This window comes from Rhizobium sp. YJ-22 (genome assembly GCF_029601685.1).
GTDB lineage: Bacteria > Pseudomonadota > Alphaproteobacteria > Rhizobiales > Rhizobiaceae > Metarhizobium.
Map to the genome: position 1 here is coordinate 745,421 of NZ_JARRIR010000001.1, position 19,519 is coordinate 764,939.

Genomic DNA, 19,519 nt, shown 5'->3' on the forward strand with positions numbered 1-19,519 from the left:
CGGCAATACGATCCCGGCAGATACGAAAAGGGCGTGCGGCGGACAGATTCCGCCCCACGCCCGTCAAAGACCTGTCACTTCGGGCAGGAATTGTCGCTCATGTAATCGTGAACCTTGACCGTGCCGGCAATGATATCGGCCTTGGCCTTGTCGACCGCCTTCTCGATTTCGGGCGTGATCACCGGCTTGTTGTTTTCGTCCAGCGCCCAGCCCACGCCATCTTCCTTGACGCCGAGCGCCTGGACGCCACCGGTGAACTTGTCGTCCTTGGCATCCTTGAAGGCGTTGTAAACCGCGAGATCGACACGCTTGACCATCGAGGTCAGGACCGAGCCCGGATGCAGGTAGTTCTGGTTGGAATCGACGCCGATCGAGAACTTCTTGTTGTCGGCGGCCGTCTGCAGCACGCCGAGGCCAGTCGCGCCGGCTGCCGCATAGATGACATCGGCGCCCTGGTCGATCTGGTTCTTGGTCAGTTCGCCACCGCGGACGGGATCGTTCCAGGCGGCACCCGTGGTGCCGGTCATGTTCTGGAAGACCTCGATCTTGGGGTTGGCCGCGCGCGCGCCCTGCTCGTAGCCGCAGCCAAACTTGCGGATCAGCGGGATATCCATGCCGCCGACGAAGCCGACCTTGCCGGTCTTGGACGCCATCGCCGCGGCGACGCCGACGAGATAGGAGCCTTCCTCTTCCTTGTAGACGACAGAGCGGACGTTCGGCTTGTCGACGACGGCGTCGACGATCACGAACTTGGTGTCGGGAAATTCGGCTGCGACCTTTTCAATGGCCGACGTCCAGGCGAACGACACCGCAACCACCGGATTGAAGCCACGGCTGGCGAAGTTTCGGATCGCCTGCTCGCCCTGGGTGTCGCCGGTCGGTTCGAAATCGCGATACTCGACCCCGGTTTCCTTCTTGAACTTTTCGGCGCCGTTATAGGAGGCTTCGTTGAAGGACTTGTCGAACTTGCCGCCGGTGCCATAGACCAGCGCCGGCTTGATGTCGGCCGCAAGCGCGGTGGTCGACATGGCCGCCATGGCAAGGAGACTGAGAAGGGTTTTTTTCATTGTGCAGCCCTGTTGTTGCTATTGATCTTCTTCGGGTTCCTCCCGCACGCCCGGTCTTTCCCGAACCGGACCTGTCTGCGGAACGCCGGCCCCTGCGGGGCTCGGGTTGCGGGCATCCTTGCATGGCCCGGGGAAAATTTCACGAAAAATTTTTCGGGCGGTCAAGAAAACTCGGCAGGGCGGCAAATTGCCCGAAATCTGCCCCGGCTATCCGAAAAAACCGTGCATAAAGCGTGATTTATGGGCAAACAGCCTTCAGGCGGCAAACGGGCCGAGAGGGTTGCGCCGCTTGTATGCGACGACCCAGAACAGCAACGAAAACGCGAGCAGCACGGCAAAGGCGGGCTGGAACAGAAGCCAGCCGAAGACCGCGTCCCAGGACTTTTGGCCGAGATGCTTTTCCACGAAGGCGCGCGCGGCCGCCAGCGTTCCGGCGCTCATGTCCTGCCAGGCGCTGCCGAAGGAGGTCAGCACGACGGAGGAGGCCGCGACCGACTGGATCGAATCGATCGTCCCGGCAATGACCGCCAGCACGAGCGACAGAAGGCTCAGCAACCGCAACACAAACCGCATGTCATCCTTCCCCACATCCAGCGGATTCCTATCCGCCCCACCATGATAGACGCCGGCAAAATGCGAAGCAATCCGAAGCTTTACGAAGAATATTGCAGCAAGGTGACGAAAACGGCGAAATACCGGTTGATCCCGGCGCGAACCTCGGTATATACCCCGCCCGTTCCGCTGCGTCGGCAAGCAATCGCCCGCAGGAAAAACGATGGACAGGTGGCCGAGTGGTTTAAGGCGCACGCCTGGAACGCGTGTGTACGTGAAAGCGTACCGAGGGTTCGAATCCCTCTCTGTCCGCCATTCTGTTTTCCTCGGCTCCTTTCCGATCGGCCCCTCTCTTTGCCTTGCGACATTCCCGGACTTGACGGGACCGCCAGATCGTCCTCCGTTGGAGTGGGCTGGGCAGCCGCGATTAGAATTCCTGCCAGCTTTCCTGGGCGGCGATGGCGGTATTGCCGCGGGTGGCGGAGGTGCGGGACATCGCTTTGCGCCGTGGCGACTCGCGATAGCTGGCGGCAGGCTGCGGCGGCTGGCCGGCGACCTTGAAGCCGGATACCAGTTCGGCGAGGCGCAGCGCCTCCTGCGACAGTTTTTCGGTGGCGGCGGACGATTCTTCGACCATCGCGGCATTCTGCTGGGTGATCAGGTCCATATTGCCGACGGCGGCGTTGATGTTGGCGATGCCGCCCGCCTGCTCCTCGGCCGAGCGCGCAATCGAGGCCATGTGGTCGTTGATCGAGCGCACCTGGTCGCCGATGCTGCGCAAGGCCTCGCCGGTGCCGTGGACGAGTTGCACGCCGCGCGCGACATCCGCCGATGAGCGGCCGATCAGTTCCTTGATTTCCTTGGCGGCGGTGGCGGAGCGTTGCGCCAGTTCGCGCACTTCCTGCGCCACGACTGCAAATCCCTTACCCTGCTCACCGGCACGCGCAGCCTCGACGCCGGCATTCAGCGCGAGAAGATTGGTCTGGAAGGCGATCTCGTCGATGACGCCGATGATCTGGGTCATGCGCTTCGAGGAATCCTCGATGTCGCTCATCGCCTTCACCGCCTCATCGACAACCGAGCCGGATTTGACCGCTTCGGCCGCCGATTGCATGACGATCTGCTGGACCTCACGGGTGCGCGTCTGGGCATCCCTGGAAATCGTGCTGATTTCCTCCAGCGCGGATGCCGTTTCCTCCAGTGCCGAGGCCTGGTGCTCGGTGCGCCTGGCCATGTCGTTGGTAGCGGCAGAAATCTCGTGCGACTGGCCGTTGACCAGATGCACGGCCTGGCTGATCTCGCGCATGGCGGCGCCGAGGCTGGCGACGGAGGCGTTGTAATTCTCCTTCAGCCCGTCGAAATCGGCGGCAAGCCGGTCTTCGATGGTCGCCGTCAGATCGCCGGAGGCAAGCGTGCCGAGCGCGCGGTCGAGGGCGGCGAGCGCCGTGTTCTGCTCCTGCTTCAGCGCCTCGCCCTGGAGTTCCGCCTTGGCGCGCTCATCGGCCAGCACGTCGAGATAGACGGAAATCGCATAATCCATGTCGACCAGCGCCGCCTTGATGACGGCCGAAATGTCATTGCCGAGCCTTTCGGATTTGCCGCGCGTGAAAAAACCCTTCAGCTCATTGGTGATGATGCTGCGCACGATGTTCTCGATGATCAGCGCGTAGCCGCCGATATACCAGCGCGGCTCCAGCCCGAGCCTTGCATGGGTGCGCCCGACGGTGGATACGGCATCGATATAGGCCGCATCGAACCTTGCCGAGGCGATCGTCTTCCAATGGGCGATCTGCCGCTGCTTGGCATGTTCGATATGGGCCTGGCTGGAAAAGAAGCGGGCGGTTTCCGGATGCGTTTTCGCCCGGGCGTAAAAGGCATCCAGCGCAGCATCGAGCGACGCACCGATGATTTCGCTCTGACCGGAGAGCGCCGCCTTCTGCGCGGCGTCGAGACCGACGAATTCGAGCCTGTCGTTCAGCATGGCAGTCTTGGAGGATTGGTCGCGCATCGTACTCATGTTCCGTGGCTGGGCCGCCAGCGGCCGGGCGGGAAAACCGGCATGCGTGACCCATGCGTTAACAGGATACCGGCTGGCTTCGCTACGCTGCCCCATCGGGCCGGCAGTACAAGATTTAGCGCAACAGATTTAACAATCGATTAAGGATGCGATACCGGCACCGAGACACAAAATAAAACCAGCGTAAATCCATCGTTATTTCGATATTCGCCGTTCTATTTCCGATAGAAACACCACTATTTTTCTTGCTTACTTGATTCAAATCAATACTCCCATAGTCCGGGATGGCAGAAGCTCCGTGACACAACCCGAAACAACTTCTGTTCGACTTGTTGACGGCATCGGGATGTACGATGGAAAATGTCGACTTCCCGCGACACGCTGCATATGATGCGATCGGCACCGGGAACGCAAAGACGGGCTGCCCACCTTGACACCGGCCCGCCCGGTTCGCTTATCTGCGAACAGCTTCATCCGGGAGGATGGCGTTCCGATCATCTGGAGAGATATCCATGCGCGACTTCATGCAGCCGAGCCGGTCCGTGGCCGTTGCCGAACATGGCATGGCGGCGACCTCGCATCCGGCGGCGACGCTGGCTGCGGTCGATATATTGCGTGCCGGCGGCAATGCGGTCGATGCGGCGGTGGCGGCGGTGGCCGTGCAATGCGTGGTCGATCCACACTCCACCGGCATCGGCGGCGATTGCTTCGCGCTGTATTCGCCGGCGTCGGGTCCGGTCGTGGCGCTGAACGGCTCCGGCTGGGCGCCCGCCAAGGCGTCGCTGGATTATTACCAGGAACGCGGCATCGGCGAATTCACCGATACCATGGCGCATTCCGTCACCGTGCCCGGCGCCATCGATGCCTGGTGCCGGCTGATCGATACCCATGGCCGGCTCGATCTCGGCCGGGTGCTGGAAGCGGCGATCGGCTATGCCGAAAACGGCTATCGCATCACGCCGCGCGTCTATCTCGACTGGGAGCGCTACCAGGAGACGCTCAGAGCACATCCGCATGCCGCCGCGCAGTATCTGCCGGGCGGGCGCGTGCCGCAGGTGGGCGACCGCATGGCCAATCCGGCGCTCGGCGCGACCCTGCGCGCCGTTGCAGGACGCGGGGCGGAAGCTTTTTATTCCGGCGCGATCGCCCAAGAGATGGTCGCGGTGCTGGGCGAGGCCGGCGGCCTGCATGCGGCGGAGGATTTCGCCGAATTCTCCAGTTTCTTCACCACGCCGATCTCAGCCCGCTATCGCGGCCATACGCTGCTCGAATGCCCGCCGAACGGCCAGGGGCTGGCGGCGCTGATCATCGCCCGCATCCTCGAAGGTTTCGATCTCTCGGATGCCTCGCTGTCGGAAGCCGACCGGGTGCATATCCTCGCCGAGGCCAGCAAGGCGGCCTATGCCGAGCGCGACGCCATCCTCGCCGATCCCGCGCACATGACCGCGGATGTCGATAGCGTGCTTTCCGATGCGCATATCGCCACCCTGCGCGGCCGTATCCGCATGGACAAGGCAAGCGCCGCCGGCGACTGGGATCTGCCGAACCATCGCGACACCGTCTATGTCAGCGTCGTCGATGGCGACGGCAATGCCATGTCGCTGATCAATTCCGTCTTCTGGGCCTTCGGCAGCGGCATCTATGCGCCGCGCTCCGGCGTTCTCCTGCACAATCGCGGCCTCGGCTTCTCGCTGAAATCCGGCCACCCCAATGCGATCGCGCCACGCAAGCGGCCGTTCCACACCATCATCCCCGCCATGCTGCAGAAGGACGGGAAGACGGTGATGCCGTTCGGCGTCATGGGCGGGCAATACCAGGCGGTCGGCCATGCTCATGTGCTCTCGGCCATGCTCGATCGCGGCCTCGATCCGCAGGAGGCGAGCGAATTGCCGCGCAGCTTCGCCTTCGAGGGCACGCTGTCGCTGGAAACCACCTATTCCGAAGCGATCAAGGCGGATCTCGAAAAGCGCGGGCACCAGGTGGAGTGGGCCGACGAACCGCTCGGCTCCTGCCAGGCGATCTGGATGGACCATGGGCGTGGCGTGCTGCTCGGCGCGACCGACCATCGCAAGGACGGGCTGGCGCTCGGGTATTGAGCATTGGGGTATTATGAAATGGGCATGGCTGACATTCTCTGGCGCGGCGCTCTGATCGGCATCGGCGGCACGGTTCTGATGGATCTCTGGGCGATCCTGCTGCACAAGCTTCTCGGCCATGATCTGCCGAACTGGGCGCCGGTGGGGCGCTGGTTCTGGCATCTGCCGAAGGGCCGCGTGTTTCACGATTCCATCGCCGAGGCCGAGCCCTTCGCCAACGAGCTGGCGCTTGGCTGGATCGGGCATTATGCCGTCGGCATCCTCTATGGCGTCCTCCTGGCAGCGTTCATGGGCTCGGGCTGGCTCGCGGCGCCGACCTTCCTGCCGGCTTTCGTCTGGGGCATCCTCACGGTCGCCGCCGGCTGGTTCCTGCTGCAGCCGGGGCTCGGCATCGGCTGGGCCGCTTCGCGCCTGCCCGATCCGACACGGGCGCGCATCCTCAATCTCGCCGCCCACACCGTCTTCGCCATCGGCATGTATGGCACGGCGCGCGTTCTCGCGTGAGCCGCTTCGCCGCACCCTTCTCCGCCTCTTCAGTCTGGCACCAGTCTTGCATGGATAATCATGCGCGTGACGCGACTGACGACGAAGAGGGGACAATCGATGCTCGATACTCTCAAGGAAATAGCGTGGAGCACCCGGGCGCTCGAAGCCGAGCTGAAAGCCCTGCTTTCGGCCTGTGCCGCAGAACTGGGCAAAGTGGATAATAGGACAGCATCCCTGACCAATATTTTCGCACGCCGCTTTCCGGGCAAGGTCAGCCCGAGCGAGATGCAGGGCGTGTTCCGCATCGGCCGCGCCGCCCGCCACAACGAGCCGCTGTCACCGGTGGTGGCGCGGGCGACGCTGGCGATCGTGCGCGACTATCGCTCGCTGATCGCCGATCTCACGCGCCAGCAGATCCGCCATTGACGCAGCCGGGCATCGGGAAGCCGGCATAGAATGCGGCATGACTGCCATCGTGATTGGACATGCCGGGTTTGGTGAGCAGGCCGCGCGGTTCGGCATAGCTGCGGATCGTGCGGCGCGGGCGCTCGTGCCACTGGATGTTGAAGGCCCAGAGCTTCGGGAAGAAGCAGAGCGAAGCATAGGGCAGGTGATCGTGGATCCACCAGGCGAGCGCCTGCCAGCCGCCGATCTCGTGTCGGCGGTCCCACACGCACGGGATGGCGACCGTCGCCGTCGCGCCCATGAAACCTTCGGCGTCGCGCCGGTCCCAGATGTGGTCGGCGGCGCTTGCGGCATTGGAGGCGCAGTTCAGGCCGTTGCGGTTGCCGAATTCGTTGACGGCGGCATTGCGATAGGCGGAGCGGATGGCGATGCGCCCTAATGTCGCCTGCAGCGGCTCCAACAGTTCCTCGCAGAGCTTCCGGCCGGCGGCGATGGCGAGATCGGGATCGTCGGGAATGTTGGGTATACCGTGGATGACGGCGATTTCCGAATACAGGAAGTCGCGCAGGAAGAAATTGGGCGACAGCCGCACCCGGCCGAGATCCTCCAGCCCACGCATCGATTGCGGTTTCTTCATCCTCGCCCCTCCCCGGCCGGCGTCAGGATAGCAGCGCGCGACAGCCGCGCGCCACCCGAAACCGGCTGCTATTCGCCACGTCCCGACGCCGTCGCACCGATGCTGGCGGCGACCACCAGCACCATGCCGGTCATCTGCGAGGCGGTCATCGGCTGGGCGAGGATGAGAAAGCCGGCCAACGCCCCGAAGGCGGGCTCGAGGCTCATCAATATGCCGAAGGCGGAAGTCGGCATGCGGCGGAGCGCGATCATTTCCAGTGCATAGGGCATCAGCGGCACGAGGATGGCGATGCCGACCATCGCCGCCACACCTTCGAGCGTCAATCCCGACAACCCCTGGACGAGGCCGAAGGGCGTTGCGACCAGCGCGGCGGCCGCCAGCGACATCGCCAGCCCGTCCAGCCCTTCGAAAGCGGCGCCGACCTTCTTGGTCAGGAGAATATAGGTCGCCCAGCACACCGCCGCGCCGCCGGCGAACAGTACGCCCGGCAGGTTTCCGACCCAGCCTGCGCCGTCATAGGACAAAAGCAGCACCCCGGCGCCGGCCAGAAGCGGCCATGCCAGACGCCAGCCGAGACCATAGCCGAGCGTCGCGACCGCCAGCGGCCCGAGAAAATCGATGGCGACGGCGAGCCCGAGCGGAATGCGCTGCATGGCGGAGAAGAGGCAGATATTCATCACCGTCGTCGTCGCGCCGAGCGCCAGCGCCATCGTCCATTGGCGACGGCTGTAGCGGTGGAATCTCGGCCGAACCAGCACGAGCAGCATCGCGGACGCGAAGGCCAGCCGCAGCCAGGCGGTGCCCATCGGCCCATGCAACGCGATTGCCGGCGCCGACAAGGCGACGCCGAACTGGATCGACACCATGGATGTCAGGCACATGAGCGCACCGAGTGCGAGACCGTTTCTCACGGGCGCGCCGCTTTCCGCATTTTCCAAAACATCTCTCCCAAACACCGACCGCGCGGACACAAACCTATCCGCGCCCTCCCCGCGTCAGCGCACAGGACGGGCCGGAGCGGTTTCGCTTTTCCTCAAATCGCGCGCACGCCCTGACTCTGTTCCTGCCGCCTTGTCCGGCGCCGAAGCCATACCGCTTCATGTCGGACAAGGCTCAGGCTTCCAGCCCCTTCAGCACGTTGGCGGTGTTGATGCCGATCTCCTGGACGCCGTAACCGCCTTCGAGGCAGACCAGAACCGGCAGGCCGGCCTTGGCGATCTTCTCGCCCATGGTGATGTAATCCGGCGTCTTCAGTTTGAAGAAGGAGATGGCGTCGCGCTCGAAGGTATCGATGCCCAGCGACAGCACGATCACCTCGGCGCCGAAAGCCTTGATCTTCGCCAGCGAATCGTCGAGCGCCTGCGACCAGACATCCCAGGCGGTGCCTGGCAGCATCGGATAGTTGTGATTGGAACCCTCGCCGGCGCCCTCGCCCTTTTCGTCGGCAAAGCCGAGGTAATAGGGGAAGGCATCGGCGGGATCGCCATGCAGCGAGGCGAACAGCACGTCGCCGCGCCGGTAGAAAATATCCTGCGTGCCGTTGCCGTGGTGGAAATCGACATCGAGGATCGCGACCTTCTTCGCGCCGTGATCGAGGAAACGCTGGGCGGCGACGGCGGCATTGTTGATAAAGCAATAGCCGCCATAGAGATCGATGCCGGCATGGTGGCCCGGCGGGCGGCAGAGCGAAAAGCAGAAGCGATTGCCGGCATTGATCCAGTCAACGCCAGTCAGCGCCACATTCATCGAGGAGATCGCCGCCTTGTAGGTTCCCTGCGTGATCGCGGTCTCGATGGCGTTGGCATAATAGCCGACAAGGCCGTCGATGGCGCGCGGCTTGACCTGGCGGGCGCGACGATAGGGAATGGCGGTGGGGATCACCTCGCCTTCATAACCTTCCGCCACCCAGCGGTCCCAGACGGTTTCGAGAAAGGACAGGTAGTCACTGTCATGCACCTTCTCAGCCGTTTCCAGCCCGTAGGATTGCGGCGCGACCACATCGGCAAAGCCTTCCTCCACGACGGCCTGCAGGATCCATTCGGCTCGAAACGGGCCTTCGAAGGGTTTTACCAGCAGGCCGCCATGCAGCTCGGTCTTGGCATCCCGCAATTTATGGTCTTCGGAATAGATGACACGCATATCTTCCCCGTCCTGATCGCTGAAAGAAAATCCGGAAATTTGATCAAATCAACCTAGCGTCCTTTTCAATCGGGACGCAAGCCGGCGATCAGCCGATCCGCTTGTAAAAAACGGTGGTGTCGCAAGAGCGGCCATCCGGGAACAGGGCATAGTCGGGGATGACGCCGGAGCGCTGCCAGCCGAGCTTTTCGTAAAGCGCCTCCGCCGGCTCGCCGGTGGCGGTGTCGAGCACCAGCAGGTTGCGCCCGCGCCGCGCCGCCTCGGTTTCGGCGGCCTGCATCAGGCGTTTCGACAGGCCGCGCCCGCGGGCATCGCGATGCACCAGCAGCTTCATCAGATCGGCGCGGTGCGGCTGGTTCGGCTTCAGCGCGAAACCGATCTGCACCGTGCCGACCACGCGGCCCTCGACCTCGGCGACGAACAGCAGCACCTCGCCGCGCCCGACCGCCGCCGCCACGCCACGCCAGAACGGTTCGGCATCGGCAGGCGAAAATGGCGACATGAAGCCCACCGACGCACCGCCCTCGACGCAATCGGCGAGGATGGCGTTGAGATCGGCCAAGACATCGAGGGTCTGGCTCTCATCGAGAAGGCGGACGACGGGCATGCACAAATCTCCGGGTTAGCGGGGGCCGGGGTCGATGACCACGGCATAACGGGCGGGCATTTTGCCCGGGTTTCGAAACGCCTTGACGTCGCAGACGGTCATGAACAGGCAATCGCCGGCTTCCAGCCGATGGACCGTCTCGCCGACCGTCAATTCCATGACGCCCTCGAACAGCCAGACATGCTGCCATTGATTTCGGTTGGTCTGGCGGCCCGGAAACAGGACTTCTGCGCCCGGCGGAAACTCCACCTCGACCAGATCGACCCGTGCGCCAACCCTGGGCGGGCCGACCACGCGGCGCAGATAACCGCTTTCCGGATCGCGCCAGACCGGCTGGGCGGCGCGACGGGCGAGCGGCGAGACCTCCGGCTGCGACTCGGCAAAGAACACCGACAGCGTCATGTTCAGCGCCGAACACAGCCGCGCCAGCAGCGCCGCTGTCGGATTGGCCTCGCCGCGCTCGACGCGCGAAATCATCGCCCGGCTGACGCCGGAGCGATCGGCCAACTGGTCGAGCGTCAGCGCTTGCTCGATCCGCAGGCGGCGGATGCGCTCCCCGACATTTTTTTCGAATGTTTCGTCCGCATTTTCCATTATCCAAGAATTAAATGATCTTATAATGGAGTCAAGTATTCTGAAAAAGGCGGCACGCGGCCGCCTTCTCGTTCATACGACGCGAAAAGCTCAGGCGTTGACCTGAGCGATCCAGTCGTTGAGGTTGTAGTAGTTGGTGATGCGGGCGACCTTGCCGTCGCGCAGCTCGAAGAAGGCACCGGCGGGCAGCTTGTAGGTCTGACCCTTGGCTTCCGGCAGGCCCTCGTCGGTGGCGAGATACTGGCCGTTGACGATGAATTCGGCAGCACCCCGCGTGTCGCCTGCGCCCATGATCACCATGTCGGTCAGGGTTTCCTTATAGCAGCGGTTCATGTGGTCCATGAACTTTGCGAAGGCAGCCTTGCCGGTCTGGCGTTCGCCCTGGTTGATGTCGTGCTCGACATCGTCGGTGAGCAGGGCCAGGAAGGCGTCCATGTCCCCCGCATTGAAGGCGTCGTAATAGGCGCGAATGGTTTCGGTGGCGGTCATGCTGGTCTCCCTCTCCTCGTTCTGACGCATGTCCGGACGGAAAACCGGTTCCCACTTCCCGGACACGCGTGATGCTTGCTCAAATCGACGGCATGGGTATAACCAAAGCCGACCGATGTGAAAATCCTCATGGCCCTGAAAATCAAATCCTTTTCCGGCGTGGACGCCGCCCCCTATGTCGACGACCTGGCGCGGCTGAGAATCAGCGTCTTTCGCGCCTTCCCGTATCTTTACGACGGCGACCCTGCCTATGAGCGCGGCTATCTATCCACCTATGCCCGCTCGGAAGGCTCGGTTTTCGTGCTCGCCTTCGACGGCGACACCGTGGTGGGAGCGGCAACCGGCACGCCGTTGGCGGGAGAGACGGCCGAGGTGAAAGCGCCCTTCCTCGCTGCCGGGCTCGACCCGCGACTGTTCTTCTATTTCGGCGAAAGCGTGCTCTTGCCGCAATATCGTGGCCGGGGCGTCGGCGTCGCCTTCTTCGCCGGGCGCGAGGCGCAGGCCAAGGCGCTGGGTCTCGATCTCTGTACCTTCTGCGCCGTCGAGCGCCCGGGCGATCACCCGCGCCGGCCTGCGGATTATGTGCCCCTCGACGCCTTCTGGACGAAGCGCGGCTATCGCGCCGTTCCCGAGTTGCGCACCGCCTTCACCTGGCGCGATCTTGACGAAGCGGAAGAGAGCCCCAAGCCGATGTCCTTCTGGATCCGCGATCTGCGCGCCGGCTGATCCGGGCAAAACGTAGCATTTTATGCGATTTGCGACGAAGTTCCGGCTAGGCGGGGGCTTTGGCCGCTGCTATATGGCGCAGCCATGAGCACAAATTCGACCCGCACGCCGCTTGACCATATCCGCAACTTCTCGATCGTGGCCCATATCGACCACGGCAAGTCGACGCTGGCCGACCGCCTGATCCAGTCGACCGGCGGTCTTGCCGACCGCGAGATGAGCGAGCAGGTGCTCGACAACATGGAGATCGAGCGCGAGCGCGGCATCACCATCAAGGCCCAGACCGTGCGCCTGCACTACAAGGCGAAGAACGGCGAGACCTATGTGCTGAACCTCATCGACACGCCCGGCCATGTCGACTTCGCCTATGAAGTCTCGCGCTCGCTGTCGGCCTGCGAAGGCTCGCTGCTGGTGGTCGACGCGTCGCAGGGGGTCGAAGCCCAGACGCTCGCCAATGTCTACCAGGCGATCGACAACAATCACGAGCTGGTCACCGTCCTCAACAAGATCGACCTGCCGGCGGCCGAGCCCGACCGCATCAAGGAGCAGATCGAGGAGGTCATCGGCATCGACGCCTCCGACGCGGTGCTGATCTCGGCAAAGACCGGCCTTGGCATTCCCGACGTGCTGGAAGCCATCGTCGAGCGCCTGCCGGCGCCGAAAAGCGAGGGCGGCGCGGATGCGCCGCTCAAGGCGCTGCTGGTCGATAGCTGGTACGACACCTATCTCGGCGTCATGGTTCTGGTGCGCATCCTCGACGGCGTGCTTTCCAAGGGCCAGACCATCCGCATGATGGGCACCGGCGCGAAATATCAGGTCGAACGTGTCGGCGTGCTGACGCCGAAGATGGTCAATGTCGACAGCCTCGGCCCCGGCGAGATCGGCTTCATCACCGCCTCGATCAAGGAAGTCGCCGATACCCGTGTCGGCGACACCATCACCGACGAGCGCCGCCCGACCGCCGAAGCCCTGCCGGGCTTCAAGCCGGCGCAGCCGGTGGTGTTCTGCGGATTGTTCCCGGTCGATGCCGCCGATTTCGAGGAGCTGCGCGCCGCCGTCGGCAAGCTGCGCCTCAACGACGCCTCCTTCTCCTATGAAATGGAAAGCTCGGCGGCGCTGGGCTTCGGCTTCCGCTGCGGCTTCCTTGGCCTGCTGCATCTGGAAATTATCCAGGAGCGGCTGAGCCGCGAATTCGACCTCGACCTGATCGCCACCGCGCCTTCCGTCGTCTACCAGATGACGCTGACCGACGGCAGCGAGAAGGAGCTGCACAATCCGGCCGACATGCCGGATGTGGTCAAGATCAAGGAATTCCGCGAGCCGTGGATCAAGGCGACGATCCTGACGCCGGACGACTATCTCGGCGGCATCCTCAAGCTCTGCCAGGAGCGCCGCGGCATCCAGACCGAACTCACCTATGTCGGCAGCCGCGCCATGCTGACCTATGAGCTGCCGCTCAACGAAGTGGTGTTCGATTTCTATGACCGCCTGAAGTCGATCTCCAAGGGCTACGCCTCCTTCGACTATCATCTGGCCGATTACCGCGAGAGCGATCTCGTCAAGCTGTCGATCCTCGTCAATGGCGAGCCGGTCGATGCGCTGTCGATGCTGGTCCACCGCTCCGCCGCCGAGCGGCGCGGCCGCACCATGTGCGAAAAGCTGAAGGAACTGATTCCGCCTCACATGTTCCAGATCCCGATCCAGGCCGCCATCGGCGGCAAGGTCATCGCCCGCGAGACCGTGCGGGCGCTGCGCAAGGACGTGACCGCCAAGTGCTACGGCGGCGACGCCACCCGCAAGCGCAAGCTGCTGGAAAAGCAGAAGGAAGGCAAGAAGCGGATGCGTCAGTTCGGCAAGGTCGAAATTCCCCAGGAAGCGTTTATCGCAGCGCTGAAGATGAGCGACGAATAAAACAAAAACGCCGGCGAAAGCCGGCGTTTGCTTTTTACATCGTCTTGCGCGTCGGATCGTCGAGCGCCGGATTGTAGAACAGCGACAGCGTCAGGCTTTTGGCGATGCGTTCGGCGGTCGCCATGAACCAGTCATGGGCGGCCTTGCCCGGGGCGATCTCGGTGAGGGTCTGCGAAAACAGCTCCAGCCATTGCGGGAAAAGCTCCGGTGTCATGTTCTGGACGCCGAGATGGGCCTGGACCGGCTTGCCGCCATAGGCGCCGTTCTTGAAGGCGATGGCCGACCAGAAGCGTTTCATCTTGTCCATATGCTCCGGCCAGCGGCCGGCAAGGCGCGCGTCGAAGACGGGCCCCAGCGTCGGATGCGCCTGGATGCGACGGTAGAAGGTTTCCACGAGGGTGTCGATGAAGGCGGCGTCGACGCCGATTTCGGCCATGTCGCGCTCGGCGCGCTGGCGCATCTCGTCGAAATGGGCGGCTCGGCCGCTGAGTTCGATGGTCATGTCCTGTCCTTTTGCCCTTCTTTGTCGCACCGACCGCCAGTCAGGTCAAATGCGGCTTGACGCCGCGCGGCGTCGACCATAATTTAGAATTATTCTAAATTGGAGCGACACCATGCCCATCCGGCTGTTTTCCGGCGCCAGACGCCCGTTTTCCTCCCTGTCCGAGCAGGAGATCCTGGCACTGGCGATCTCCTCCGAGGAGGACGACGCGCGCATCTACCTCGCCTATGCCGACCAGTTGCGAACGCAATATCCGCAATCCGCAAAGGTGTTCGAAGACATGGCCGAGGTCGAACATACCCATCGCAACATGCTGATCGACATGCATCGCCAGCGCTTCGGCGAGCGTATTCCGCTGATCCGCCGCGAGCATGTGCGCGGCTTCTACGAACGCAAGCCGGACTGGCTGCGCCAGAACCAGTCGCTGGAGCAGATTCGCGACGAAGCCGAGCGCATGGAGGAAACGGCGGCCCGCTTCTATCGCGAGGCAGTCGCCATGACTTCGGATGCGGCGACGCGAAAACTTCTGGGCGATCTCGCGGTGGCGGAGGAGGGCCATGAGGATGTGGCGCGGATGCTGGGCGACCGGCACACGCCCGAGGACGTCAAGGCCGAGGAGGACGAGACGGCGCGGCGGCAATTCCTGCTGACCTATGTGCAACCGGGCCTGGCCGGGCTGATGGACGGCTCGGTCTCGACGCTGGCGCCGATCTTCGCCGCCGCCTTCGCCACGCAAGATACCTGGCAGACGTTTCTGATCGGCCTCTCCGCCTCGGTCGGCGCCGGCATCTCCATGGGGTTCACGGAAGCCGCCCATGACGACGGCAAGCTTTCCGGCCGCGGCTCGCCGATCCGGCGCGGCCTCGCCTCGGGCATCATGACCGCGCTCGGCGGCCTCGGCCATGCCCTGCCCTATCTGATCCCGCATTTCTGGACGGCGACGGCGATCGCCGCCGTGGTCGTCTTCGTCGAACTCTGGGTCATCGCCTTCATTCAGAACCGCTACATGGAAACACCGTTCTTGCGCGCGGCGTTCCAGGTGGTGCTGGGTGGCTCGCTGGTGCTGGCGGCCGGTATCCTGATCGGCAATGGCTGAACAGGAGAGGGCTGAACAAAAAAAGGGGCGCTCGCGCGCCCCATGAAATCCCTGAAATAAAAGTACTTATTGCAGCGCGCCGACCATGACGTCCTTGCCGTTCTCGATGGTCACCCAGCGGCCGGTGTCGAAGGTCGCCTGGCGCTTGAGGAAAGTGTAGTGGGTTTCGTACCACGGCTTGACGTCGTTTTCGAGATTGTCGAGCACGAAGTCGCCTTCGGAGGTGCGCAGCGTCAGCACCGCATGGCCTTCGCCGTCGGGCTTGCGCACCACGGTGATCAGCAGGTCGGAGGCCGAAAAGCCCTGTTCCATCAGCTTCCGGCGCTTGAGCAGCACGAAGTCCTCGCAATCGCCGGCATCTACAGGGTATTCCCAATATTCGTCGCGGCCATAGATCTCCTGGTCGGTCATCGGCGTGATCGCCTTGTTGACCTCCATGTTGATCTTGCGCACCAGGGTCCAGCCATATTCGGTGATGCGCGGCGCTGCAGCGGGGCGCGTGCGGATCTTGCATTCGTCGGGATGGCGCTGGCAGAATTCGTAGTGGCCGATCGGCTGGGAGGTGACGCCGCCGGTCACCATGGATGCGTTCTGCGCCGGGGCGGTGACCGCAATCGTCGTGGAGGCGAAGATGGCGACACATGCCACGACCAGCCCCCGGATACTCTGAACAACCATCATGCGTCGCCCCTCGAAACGTTAAGCAAACGTTAAGATTTCGAGGGGGCGGATGTCAATCATTACCAAAACGTTAACGCGAAACATCAACGGATATGGTTAATTTGCAACGCCTGGCGTCCCGGCGTTAACGACTTCGGCAATGGCGCCCAGCAGACGCTCGATGTCCTGAGGGCGCGACAGGCGATGATCGCCGTCGCGGATCAGGGTCAGCACCACGTCTGCCGCCGGCAGGTGTTCGACCAGCTTCAGCGCATGCGCATAGGGCACGTCGGCATCCTGCATCCCCTGAAGGATATGCACCGGGCAGCCGGTCTCGATGATGCCCTGCAGCACGCGGTTGGCACGCCCATCCTCGATCAGCGCCCGGGTGAAGATATTCGGCTCGGGACTGTATTCGGAATGCTCCTCGAAAAAGCCGCGCTCGGCGAGCGAGGCCTTTTCGGCATCGCCGAGATTGGGCTCGATCAGCTCGGCGGTGAAGTCGGGCGCGGGCGCGATCAGCACCATGCCGGCGACTTGCGCGTCGCCCGCAGCCTTGCCCAGTTCCTGCAACAGGCGCAGCGCAATCCAGCCCCCCATCGATGAGCCGACCAACACGACCCGTTCGGGCGCGGCATGGCGCACCACGGCCAGCGCCTCTTCCAGCCAGCGGCTGATGGTGCCGTCGGTGAAGGCGCCGCCGGAGCGGCCGTGCCCGGAATAATCGAAGCGGATGGCGGCAAGTCCGTTTTCGGCAGCATAGGCGTCCATCTCCACCGCCTTGGTGCCCTCCATGTCGGAGCGGTAACCGGAGAGCCAGACGAGCGCCAGTGGCGCGCCATCTGTGGTCGCGGCGCGCAGGCGCATGGCGATATCGCGCCGCGAATCGCCTTCACCGACAGAAAGAACCGTCACATCTGGCAGGAAATGAGCTTCCGACATATATAACTCCCGAAACGAGGCATGAATCACTGCAAAAACGAAGGGTCGCACAGCCTTACAGCAGGTGTATTTTTCGTGAAAGCGTGCTATTGACTTGCCCGTGGCAATCAAGACATTGGCGTCGAACTGCGTTGACAGGCCGTTTGGGCCGCCGCATTTCGACCCTATAAACCGGAGAATACGACCATTCGCAGACCTTTCAAAGCCGATGCCCCCGTGAGAGAGGGGCCGCGCGCCAACAGGGAAATCCGTATCCCGCGAGTCCAGCTCATCGATGCCGAAGGCCAGAATCTCGGTGTGATGCCGACTGACCAGGCCATGAAGATGGCGGAAGAGGCGGGTCTCGATCTCGTGGAGATCTCTCCCAACGCAGAACCGCCTGTCTGCAAGATCCTCGATCTCGGCAAGCTGAAGTATTCGACGCAGAAGAAAGCGGCCGAAGCGCGCAAGAAGCAGAAGATCGTCGAGGTCAAGGAAATCAAGATGCGCCCGAACATCGACACCCATGATTATGAGGTGAAGATGAAGGCCATGAACCGCTTCTTCGAAGAGGGCGACAAGGTCAAGGTGACGCTGAAGTTCCGCGGCCGCGAAATGGCCCACCAGGAACTCGGCCTCAAGCTCCTGCTTCAGGTCAAGGAAGACACGCTTGGCATCGCCAAGGTGGAAGCCGAGCCGAAGCTCGAGGGACGCCAGATGATGATGGTGCTCGCGCCGAAGTGATTTTCCGCTTCGCCGGCGCATGACGAAGCCGTCCCTCGGGGCGGCTTTTTGTTTTCCGGTCCCACATTCAAGATTCCTTGGCCGGACCGGTTGAACTTTCGGGCAAGCGCGGTTATAAGCGCCCGTCCGAACGGTCCGGCAGGGCATGCCGTGGCCGTTCTTATGCTTGAGTTTCGGCCTCGTCAGCCGGCTCGATTAAAAACAACGGAGTAGCAAAATGCCCAAGATGAAGACGAAGTCTGCCGCCAAGAAGCGGTTCAAGATCACCGCGACCGGCAAGGTCCTGGCTGCCGCCGCCGGCAAGCGCCACGGCATGATCAAGCGTACGAACAAGTTCATCCGCGATGCCCGCGGCACGATGGTTCTGGCCGAGCCCGATGGCAAGAAGGTCATCAAGAACTATCTGCCGAACGGTCTCTGAGACTTCAGGCATATCGGAACAGTTTGTAAGGAGATCATGATATGGCACGTGTAAAACGCGGCGTTACCGCCCATGCCAAGCACAAGAAGACGCTGAAGGCCGCCAAGGGCTTTTATGGCCGTCGCAAGAACACCATCCGCGCCGCCAAAGCTGCCGTCGACCGTTCGCGCCAGTTCGCGACGCGCGACCGCCGCGCCAAGAAGCGCAACTTCCGCGCCCTGTGGATCCAGCGCATCAATGCCGCCGTGCGCGAATTCGGCCTGACCTACGGCCGCTTCATCGACGGCCTCAACAAGGCCGGCATCGAAGTCGACCGCAAGGTTCTCTCCGACATGGCCATCCATGAGCCGGCGGCCTTCGGCGCCCTCGTCGACGCTTCCAAGCAGGCGCTCGCCTATCTCAAGGATGCCGGTACGGCCAACGAGTTTGAAAGCGCGGTTCGTTAACCAGCGCTTCCCACGGCTCACACGCTGATTGAATTCGGGAAACCCGCGCTGGTTTGGGCTGGCGCGGGTTTTTCTTTGGCTTGCTTTCACTGGAAATGCTCCGCCTCCCGATCCCGCCAAAAATCGAACGGAAATGACAATGTCCGATCTGGAAAACCTGAAAACCTCGCTTCTGGCGGAGATTGCCGAAAGCAGCGACGAAGCGGCGATCGAGGCCGTCCGCGTCGGCGCCCTCGGCAAGAAGGGCTCCGTCTCCGACCTCCTGAAGACGCTCGGCGCCATGTCGCCGGAGGAGCGTCAGACGCGCGGCGCCGCCATCAACGCGTTGAAGACCGAGATCACGGAAGCTATCGCCGCACGCAAGGGCGCGCTGAAGGAAGCCGCCATCGCCGCCCGCCTCGAAGCCGAGACCGTCGATGTCAGCCTGCCGGTGCGCACCTCGCCGGCCGAGCGCGGCCGCATCCATCCGATCAGCCAGATCGTTGACGAGATCACCGCCATCTTCGGCGACATGGGTTTCTCCATCGCCGAAGGCCCTGACGTCGAGACCGACTATTACAATTTCACGGCGCTGAACTTCCCCGAGGGCCATCCGGCCCGCGAGATGCACGACACCTTCTTCTTCAACGCCGACGAGACCGGCGCGCGCAAGCTGTTGCGCACCCATACCTCGCCGGTGCAGATCCGCACCATGGAGGCGCAGAAGCCGCCGATCCGCATCATCATTCCCGGCAAGACCTATCGCCAGGATTCCGACGCCACCCATTCGCCGATGTTCCATCAGGTCGAGGGGCTGGTGGTCGACAAGACCGCGACCGTCGGCCATCTGCGCTGGGTTCTGGAGGAATTCTGCAAGGCCTTCTTCGAAGTGCCCTCGGTGACCATGCGTTTCCGCCCATCCTTCTTCCCGTTCACCGAGCCGTCCTTCGAGGTCGATATCCAGTGCGACCGCTCCGGCCCGATCGTCAAGTTCGGCGAAGGCACGGACTGGATGGAGATCCTC

The 19,519-nt window shown here is 63.1% G+C and carries 22 protein-coding genes and 1 tRNA gene; 11 read left to right on the forward strand and 12 right to left on the reverse strand.

Features of this window, described 5'->3' with window-relative positions:
• Positions 1 to 74 precede the first annotated feature (74 nt).
• Complete coding sequence (locus P7F60_RS03555; RefSeq protein ID WP_277916313.1) at positions 75 to 1,067, reverse strand: BMP family ABC transporter substrate-binding protein; 993 nt, start codon at positions 1,065 to 1,067, stop codon at positions 75 to 77.
• Between the two features lie 255 nt (positions 1,068 to 1,322).
• Complete coding sequence (locus P7F60_RS03560; protein ID WP_277916314.1) at positions 1,323 to 1,640, reverse strand: hypothetical protein; 318 nt, start codon at positions 1,638 to 1,640, stop codon at positions 1,323 to 1,325.
• A gap of 204 nt (positions 1,641 to 1,844) precedes the next feature.
• On the opposite strand from P7F60_RS03560, the gene P7F60_RS03565 reads away from it, so the two are divergent.
• Positions 1,845 to 1,934 (forward strand) — tRNA-Ser (locus P7F60_RS03565).
• A 112-nt stretch (positions 1,935 to 2,046) separates the two neighbouring features.
• Here the strand turns inward: P7F60_RS03565 and P7F60_RS03570 are convergent.
• A complete protein-coding gene (locus P7F60_RS03570) occupies positions 2,047 to 3,627 on the reverse strand; it encodes a globin-coupled sensor protein (RefSeq protein WP_277916315.1) in 1,581 nt (526 codons plus the stop codon).
• Between the two features lie 521 nt (positions 3,628 to 4,148).
• Here P7F60_RS03570 and ggt point away from each other — a divergent pair.
• The 3 genes from ggt to P7F60_RS03585 all read left to right on the forward strand — a co-directional run bounded on the left by ggt (position 4,149) and on the right by P7F60_RS03585 (position 6,644).
• On the forward strand, positions 4,149 to 5,732 hold the full coding sequence (gene ggt / locus P7F60_RS03575; protein ID WP_277916316.1) for a gamma-glutamyltransferase: 1,584 nt from the start codon (positions 4,149 to 4,151) through the stop codon (positions 5,730 to 5,732).
• Between the two features lie 24 nt (positions 5,733 to 5,756).
• Positions 5,757 to 6,236 (forward strand): DUF2938 domain-containing protein, encoded by a 480-nt coding sequence (locus P7F60_RS03580; protein WP_277916317.1) that lies wholly within the window; start codon positions 5,757 to 5,759, stop codon positions 6,234 to 6,236.
• Between the two features lie 99 nt (positions 6,237 to 6,335).
• A complete protein-coding gene (locus tag P7F60_RS03585) occupies positions 6,336 to 6,644 on the forward strand; it encodes a hypothetical protein (protein ID WP_277916318.1) in 309 nt (102 codons plus the stop codon).
• Here P7F60_RS03585 and P7F60_RS03590 read toward each other — a convergent pair.
• From P7F60_RS03590 to P7F60_RS03615, 6 genes are all read right to left on the reverse strand, one after another.
• On the reverse strand, positions 6,619 to 7,260 hold the full coding sequence (locus tag P7F60_RS03590; protein ID WP_277916319.1) for a hypothetical protein: 642 nt from the start codon (positions 7,258 to 7,260) through the stop codon (positions 6,619 to 6,621). The genes P7F60_RS03585 and P7F60_RS03590 overlap by 26 nt on opposite strands.
• A 68-nt stretch (positions 7,261 to 7,328) precedes the next feature.
• A complete protein-coding gene (locus tag P7F60_RS03595; RefSeq protein WP_277916507.1) occupies positions 7,329 to 8,141 on the reverse strand; it encodes an EamA family transporter in 813 nt (270 codons plus the stop codon).
• A gap of 232 nt (positions 8,142 to 8,373) precedes the next feature.
• Positions 8,374 to 9,399 carry a histone deacetylase family protein gene (locus tag P7F60_RS03600; RefSeq protein WP_277916320.1) on the reverse strand — a complete coding sequence of 342 codons (1,026 nt, stop codon included), beginning with the start codon at positions 9,397 to 9,399 and terminating at the stop codon, positions 8,374 to 8,376.
• A gap of 88 nt (positions 9,400 to 9,487) precedes the next feature.
• The gene (locus P7F60_RS03605; RefSeq protein WP_277916321.1) at positions 9,488 to 10,006 is read right to left on the reverse strand and encodes a GNAT family N-acetyltransferase; all 519 of its coding nucleotides are present in this window, start codon (positions 10,004 to 10,006) and stop codon (positions 9,488 to 9,490) included.
• Positions 10,007 to 10,021: 15 nt separating this feature from the next.
• Positions 10,022 to 10,603: an XRE family transcriptional regulator gene (locus P7F60_RS03610; RefSeq protein WP_277916508.1), complete on the reverse strand. Its 582-nt coding sequence runs from the start codon at positions 10,601 to 10,603 to the stop codon at positions 10,022 to 10,024.
• 87 nt (positions 10,604 to 10,690) lie between these two features.
• Positions 10,691 to 11,089, reverse strand: coding sequence for a ketosteroid isomerase-related protein (locus tag P7F60_RS03615; RefSeq protein ID WP_277916322.1), 399 nt, complete (start codon positions 11,087 to 11,089; stop codon positions 10,691 to 10,693).
• A gap of 129 nt (positions 11,090 to 11,218) precedes the next feature.
• Here P7F60_RS03615 and P7F60_RS03620 point away from each other — a divergent pair, with 129 nt between their 5' ends.
• Both P7F60_RS03620 and lepA read left to right on the forward strand, forming a co-directional pair.
• Complete coding sequence (locus P7F60_RS03620; RefSeq protein WP_277916323.1) at positions 11,219 to 11,815, forward strand: GNAT family N-acetyltransferase; 597 nt, start codon at positions 11,219 to 11,221, stop codon at positions 11,813 to 11,815.
• Positions 11,816 to 11,899: 84 nt separating this feature from the next.
• Positions 11,900 to 13,726, forward strand: coding sequence for a translation elongation factor 4 (lepA, locus tag P7F60_RS03625; RefSeq protein ID WP_277916324.1), 1,827 nt, complete (start codon positions 11,900 to 11,902; stop codon positions 13,724 to 13,726).
• A gap of 34 nt (positions 13,727 to 13,760) precedes the next feature.
• On the opposite strand, the gene P7F60_RS03630 is transcribed toward lepA, so the two are convergent.
• Complete coding sequence (locus P7F60_RS03630) at positions 13,761 to 14,228, reverse strand: truncated hemoglobin (protein ID WP_277916325.1); 468 nt, start codon at positions 14,226 to 14,228, stop codon at positions 13,761 to 13,763.
• 112 nt (positions 14,229 to 14,340) lie between these two features.
• Between P7F60_RS03630 and mbfA the strand changes: the two genes are divergently transcribed.
• A complete protein-coding gene (gene mbfA / locus P7F60_RS03635; RefSeq protein WP_277916326.1) occupies positions 14,341 to 15,324 on the forward strand; it encodes an iron exporter MbfA in 984 nt (327 codons plus the stop codon).
• 66 nt (positions 15,325 to 15,390) lie between these two features.
• On the opposite strand, the gene P7F60_RS03640 is transcribed toward mbfA, so the two are convergent.
• Together P7F60_RS03640 and P7F60_RS03645 are read right to left on the reverse strand one after the other, a co-directional pair.
• A complete protein-coding gene (locus P7F60_RS03640; RefSeq protein WP_277916509.1) occupies positions 15,391 to 16,002 on the reverse strand; it encodes a transglutaminase-like cysteine peptidase in 612 nt (203 codons plus the stop codon).
• A gap of 99 nt (positions 16,003 to 16,101) precedes the next feature.
• A complete protein-coding gene (locus P7F60_RS03645; protein WP_277916327.1) occupies positions 16,102 to 16,926 on the reverse strand; it encodes an alpha/beta hydrolase in 825 nt (274 codons plus the stop codon).
• 186 nt (positions 16,927 to 17,112) lie between these two features.
• On the opposite strand from P7F60_RS03645, the gene infC reads away from it, so the two are divergent.
• From infC to pheS, 4 genes are all read left to right on the forward strand, one after another.
• Positions 17,113 to 17,649 carry a translation initiation factor IF-3 gene (infC, locus tag P7F60_RS03650; protein WP_277916510.1) on the forward strand — a complete coding sequence of 179 codons (537 nt, stop codon included), beginning with the start codon at positions 17,113 to 17,115 and terminating at the stop codon, positions 17,647 to 17,649.
• A 217-nt stretch (positions 17,650 to 17,866) separates the two neighbouring features.
• On the forward strand, positions 17,867 to 18,070 hold the full coding sequence (gene rpmI, locus P7F60_RS03655; RefSeq protein WP_277916328.1) for a 50S ribosomal protein L35: 204 nt from the start codon (positions 17,867 to 17,869) through the stop codon (positions 18,068 to 18,070).
• A gap of 41 nt (positions 18,071 to 18,111) precedes the next feature.
• Complete coding sequence (gene rplT / locus P7F60_RS03660; protein ID WP_277916329.1) at positions 18,112 to 18,516, forward strand: 50S ribosomal protein L20; 405 nt, start codon at positions 18,112 to 18,114, stop codon at positions 18,514 to 18,516.
• A gap of 139 nt (positions 18,517 to 18,655) precedes the next feature.
• A partial coding sequence (pheS, locus tag P7F60_RS03665; RefSeq protein WP_277916330.1) for a phenylalanine--tRNA ligase subunit alpha occupies positions 18,656 to 19,519 on the forward strand: 864 nt, incomplete at its 3' end.

Coding starts and splice junctions, on each gene's coding strand:
- P7F60_RS03580 (WP_277916317.1), top strand. CDS start 5,757: ATGGCTGACATTCTCTGGCGCGGCGCTCTGATCGGCATCGGCGGCACG.
- P7F60_RS03585 (WP_277916318.1), top strand. CDS start 6,336: ATGCTCGATACTCTCAAGGAAATAGCGTGGAGCACCCGGGCGCTCGAA.
- P7F60_RS03560 (WP_277916314.1), bottom strand. CDS start 1,640: ATGCGGTTTGTGTTGCGGTTGCTGAGCCTTCTGTCGCTCGTGCTGGCG.
- P7F60_RS03600 (WP_277916320.1), bottom strand. CDS start 9,399: ATGCGTGTCATCTATTCCGAAGACCATAAATTGCGGGATGCCAAGACC.
- P7F60_RS03555 (WP_277916313.1), bottom strand. CDS start 1,067: ATGAAAAAAACCCTTCTCAGTCTCCTTGCCATGGCGGCCATGTCGACC.
- P7F60_RS03640 (WP_277916509.1), bottom strand. CDS start 16,002: ATGGTTGTTCAGAGTATCCGGGGGCTGGTCGTGGCATGTGTCGCCATC.
- P7F60_RS03620 (WP_277916323.1), top strand. CDS start 11,219: ATGGCCCTGAAAATCAAATCCTTTTCCGGCGTGGACGCCGCCCCCTAT.
- ggt (WP_277916316.1), top strand. CDS start 4,149: ATGCGCGACTTCATGCAGCCGAGCCGGTCCGTGGCCGTTGCCGAACAT.
- rpmI (WP_277916328.1), top strand. CDS start 17,867: ATGCCCAAGATGAAGACGAAGTCTGCCGCCAAGAAGCGGTTCAAGATC.
- P7F60_RS03645 (WP_277916327.1), bottom strand. CDS start 16,926: ATGTCGGAAGCTCATTTCCTGCCAGATGTGACGGTTCTTTCTGTCGGT.
- P7F60_RS03570 (WP_277916315.1), bottom strand. CDS start 3,627: ATGCGCGACCAATCCTCCAAGACTGCCATGCTGAACGACAGGCTCGAA.
- lepA (WP_277916324.1), top strand. CDS start 11,900: ATGAGCACAAATTCGACCCGCACGCCGCTTGACCATATCCGCAACTTC.
- P7F60_RS03605 (WP_277916321.1), bottom strand. CDS start 10,006: ATGCCCGTCGTCCGCCTTCTCGATGAGAGCCAGACCCTCGATGTCTTG.
- P7F60_RS03595 (WP_277916507.1), bottom strand. CDS start 8,141: ATGTGCCTGACATCCATGGTGTCGATCCAGTTCGGCGTCGCCTTGTCG.
- P7F60_RS03630 (WP_277916325.1), bottom strand. CDS start 14,228: ATGACCATCGAACTCAGCGGCCGAGCCGCCCATTTCGACGAGATGCGC.
- mbfA (WP_277916326.1), top strand. CDS start 14,341: ATGCCCATCCGGCTGTTTTCCGGCGCCAGACGCCCGTTTTCCTCCCTG.
- P7F60_RS03615 (WP_277916322.1), bottom strand. CDS start 11,089: ATGACCGCCACCGAAACCATTCGCGCCTATTACGACGCCTTCAATGCG.
- rplT (WP_277916329.1), top strand. CDS start 18,112: ATGGCACGTGTAAAACGCGGCGTTACCGCCCATGCCAAGCACAAGAAG.
- P7F60_RS03590 (WP_277916319.1), bottom strand. CDS start 7,260: ATGAAGAAACCGCAATCGATGCGTGGGCTGGAGGATCTCGGCCGGGTG.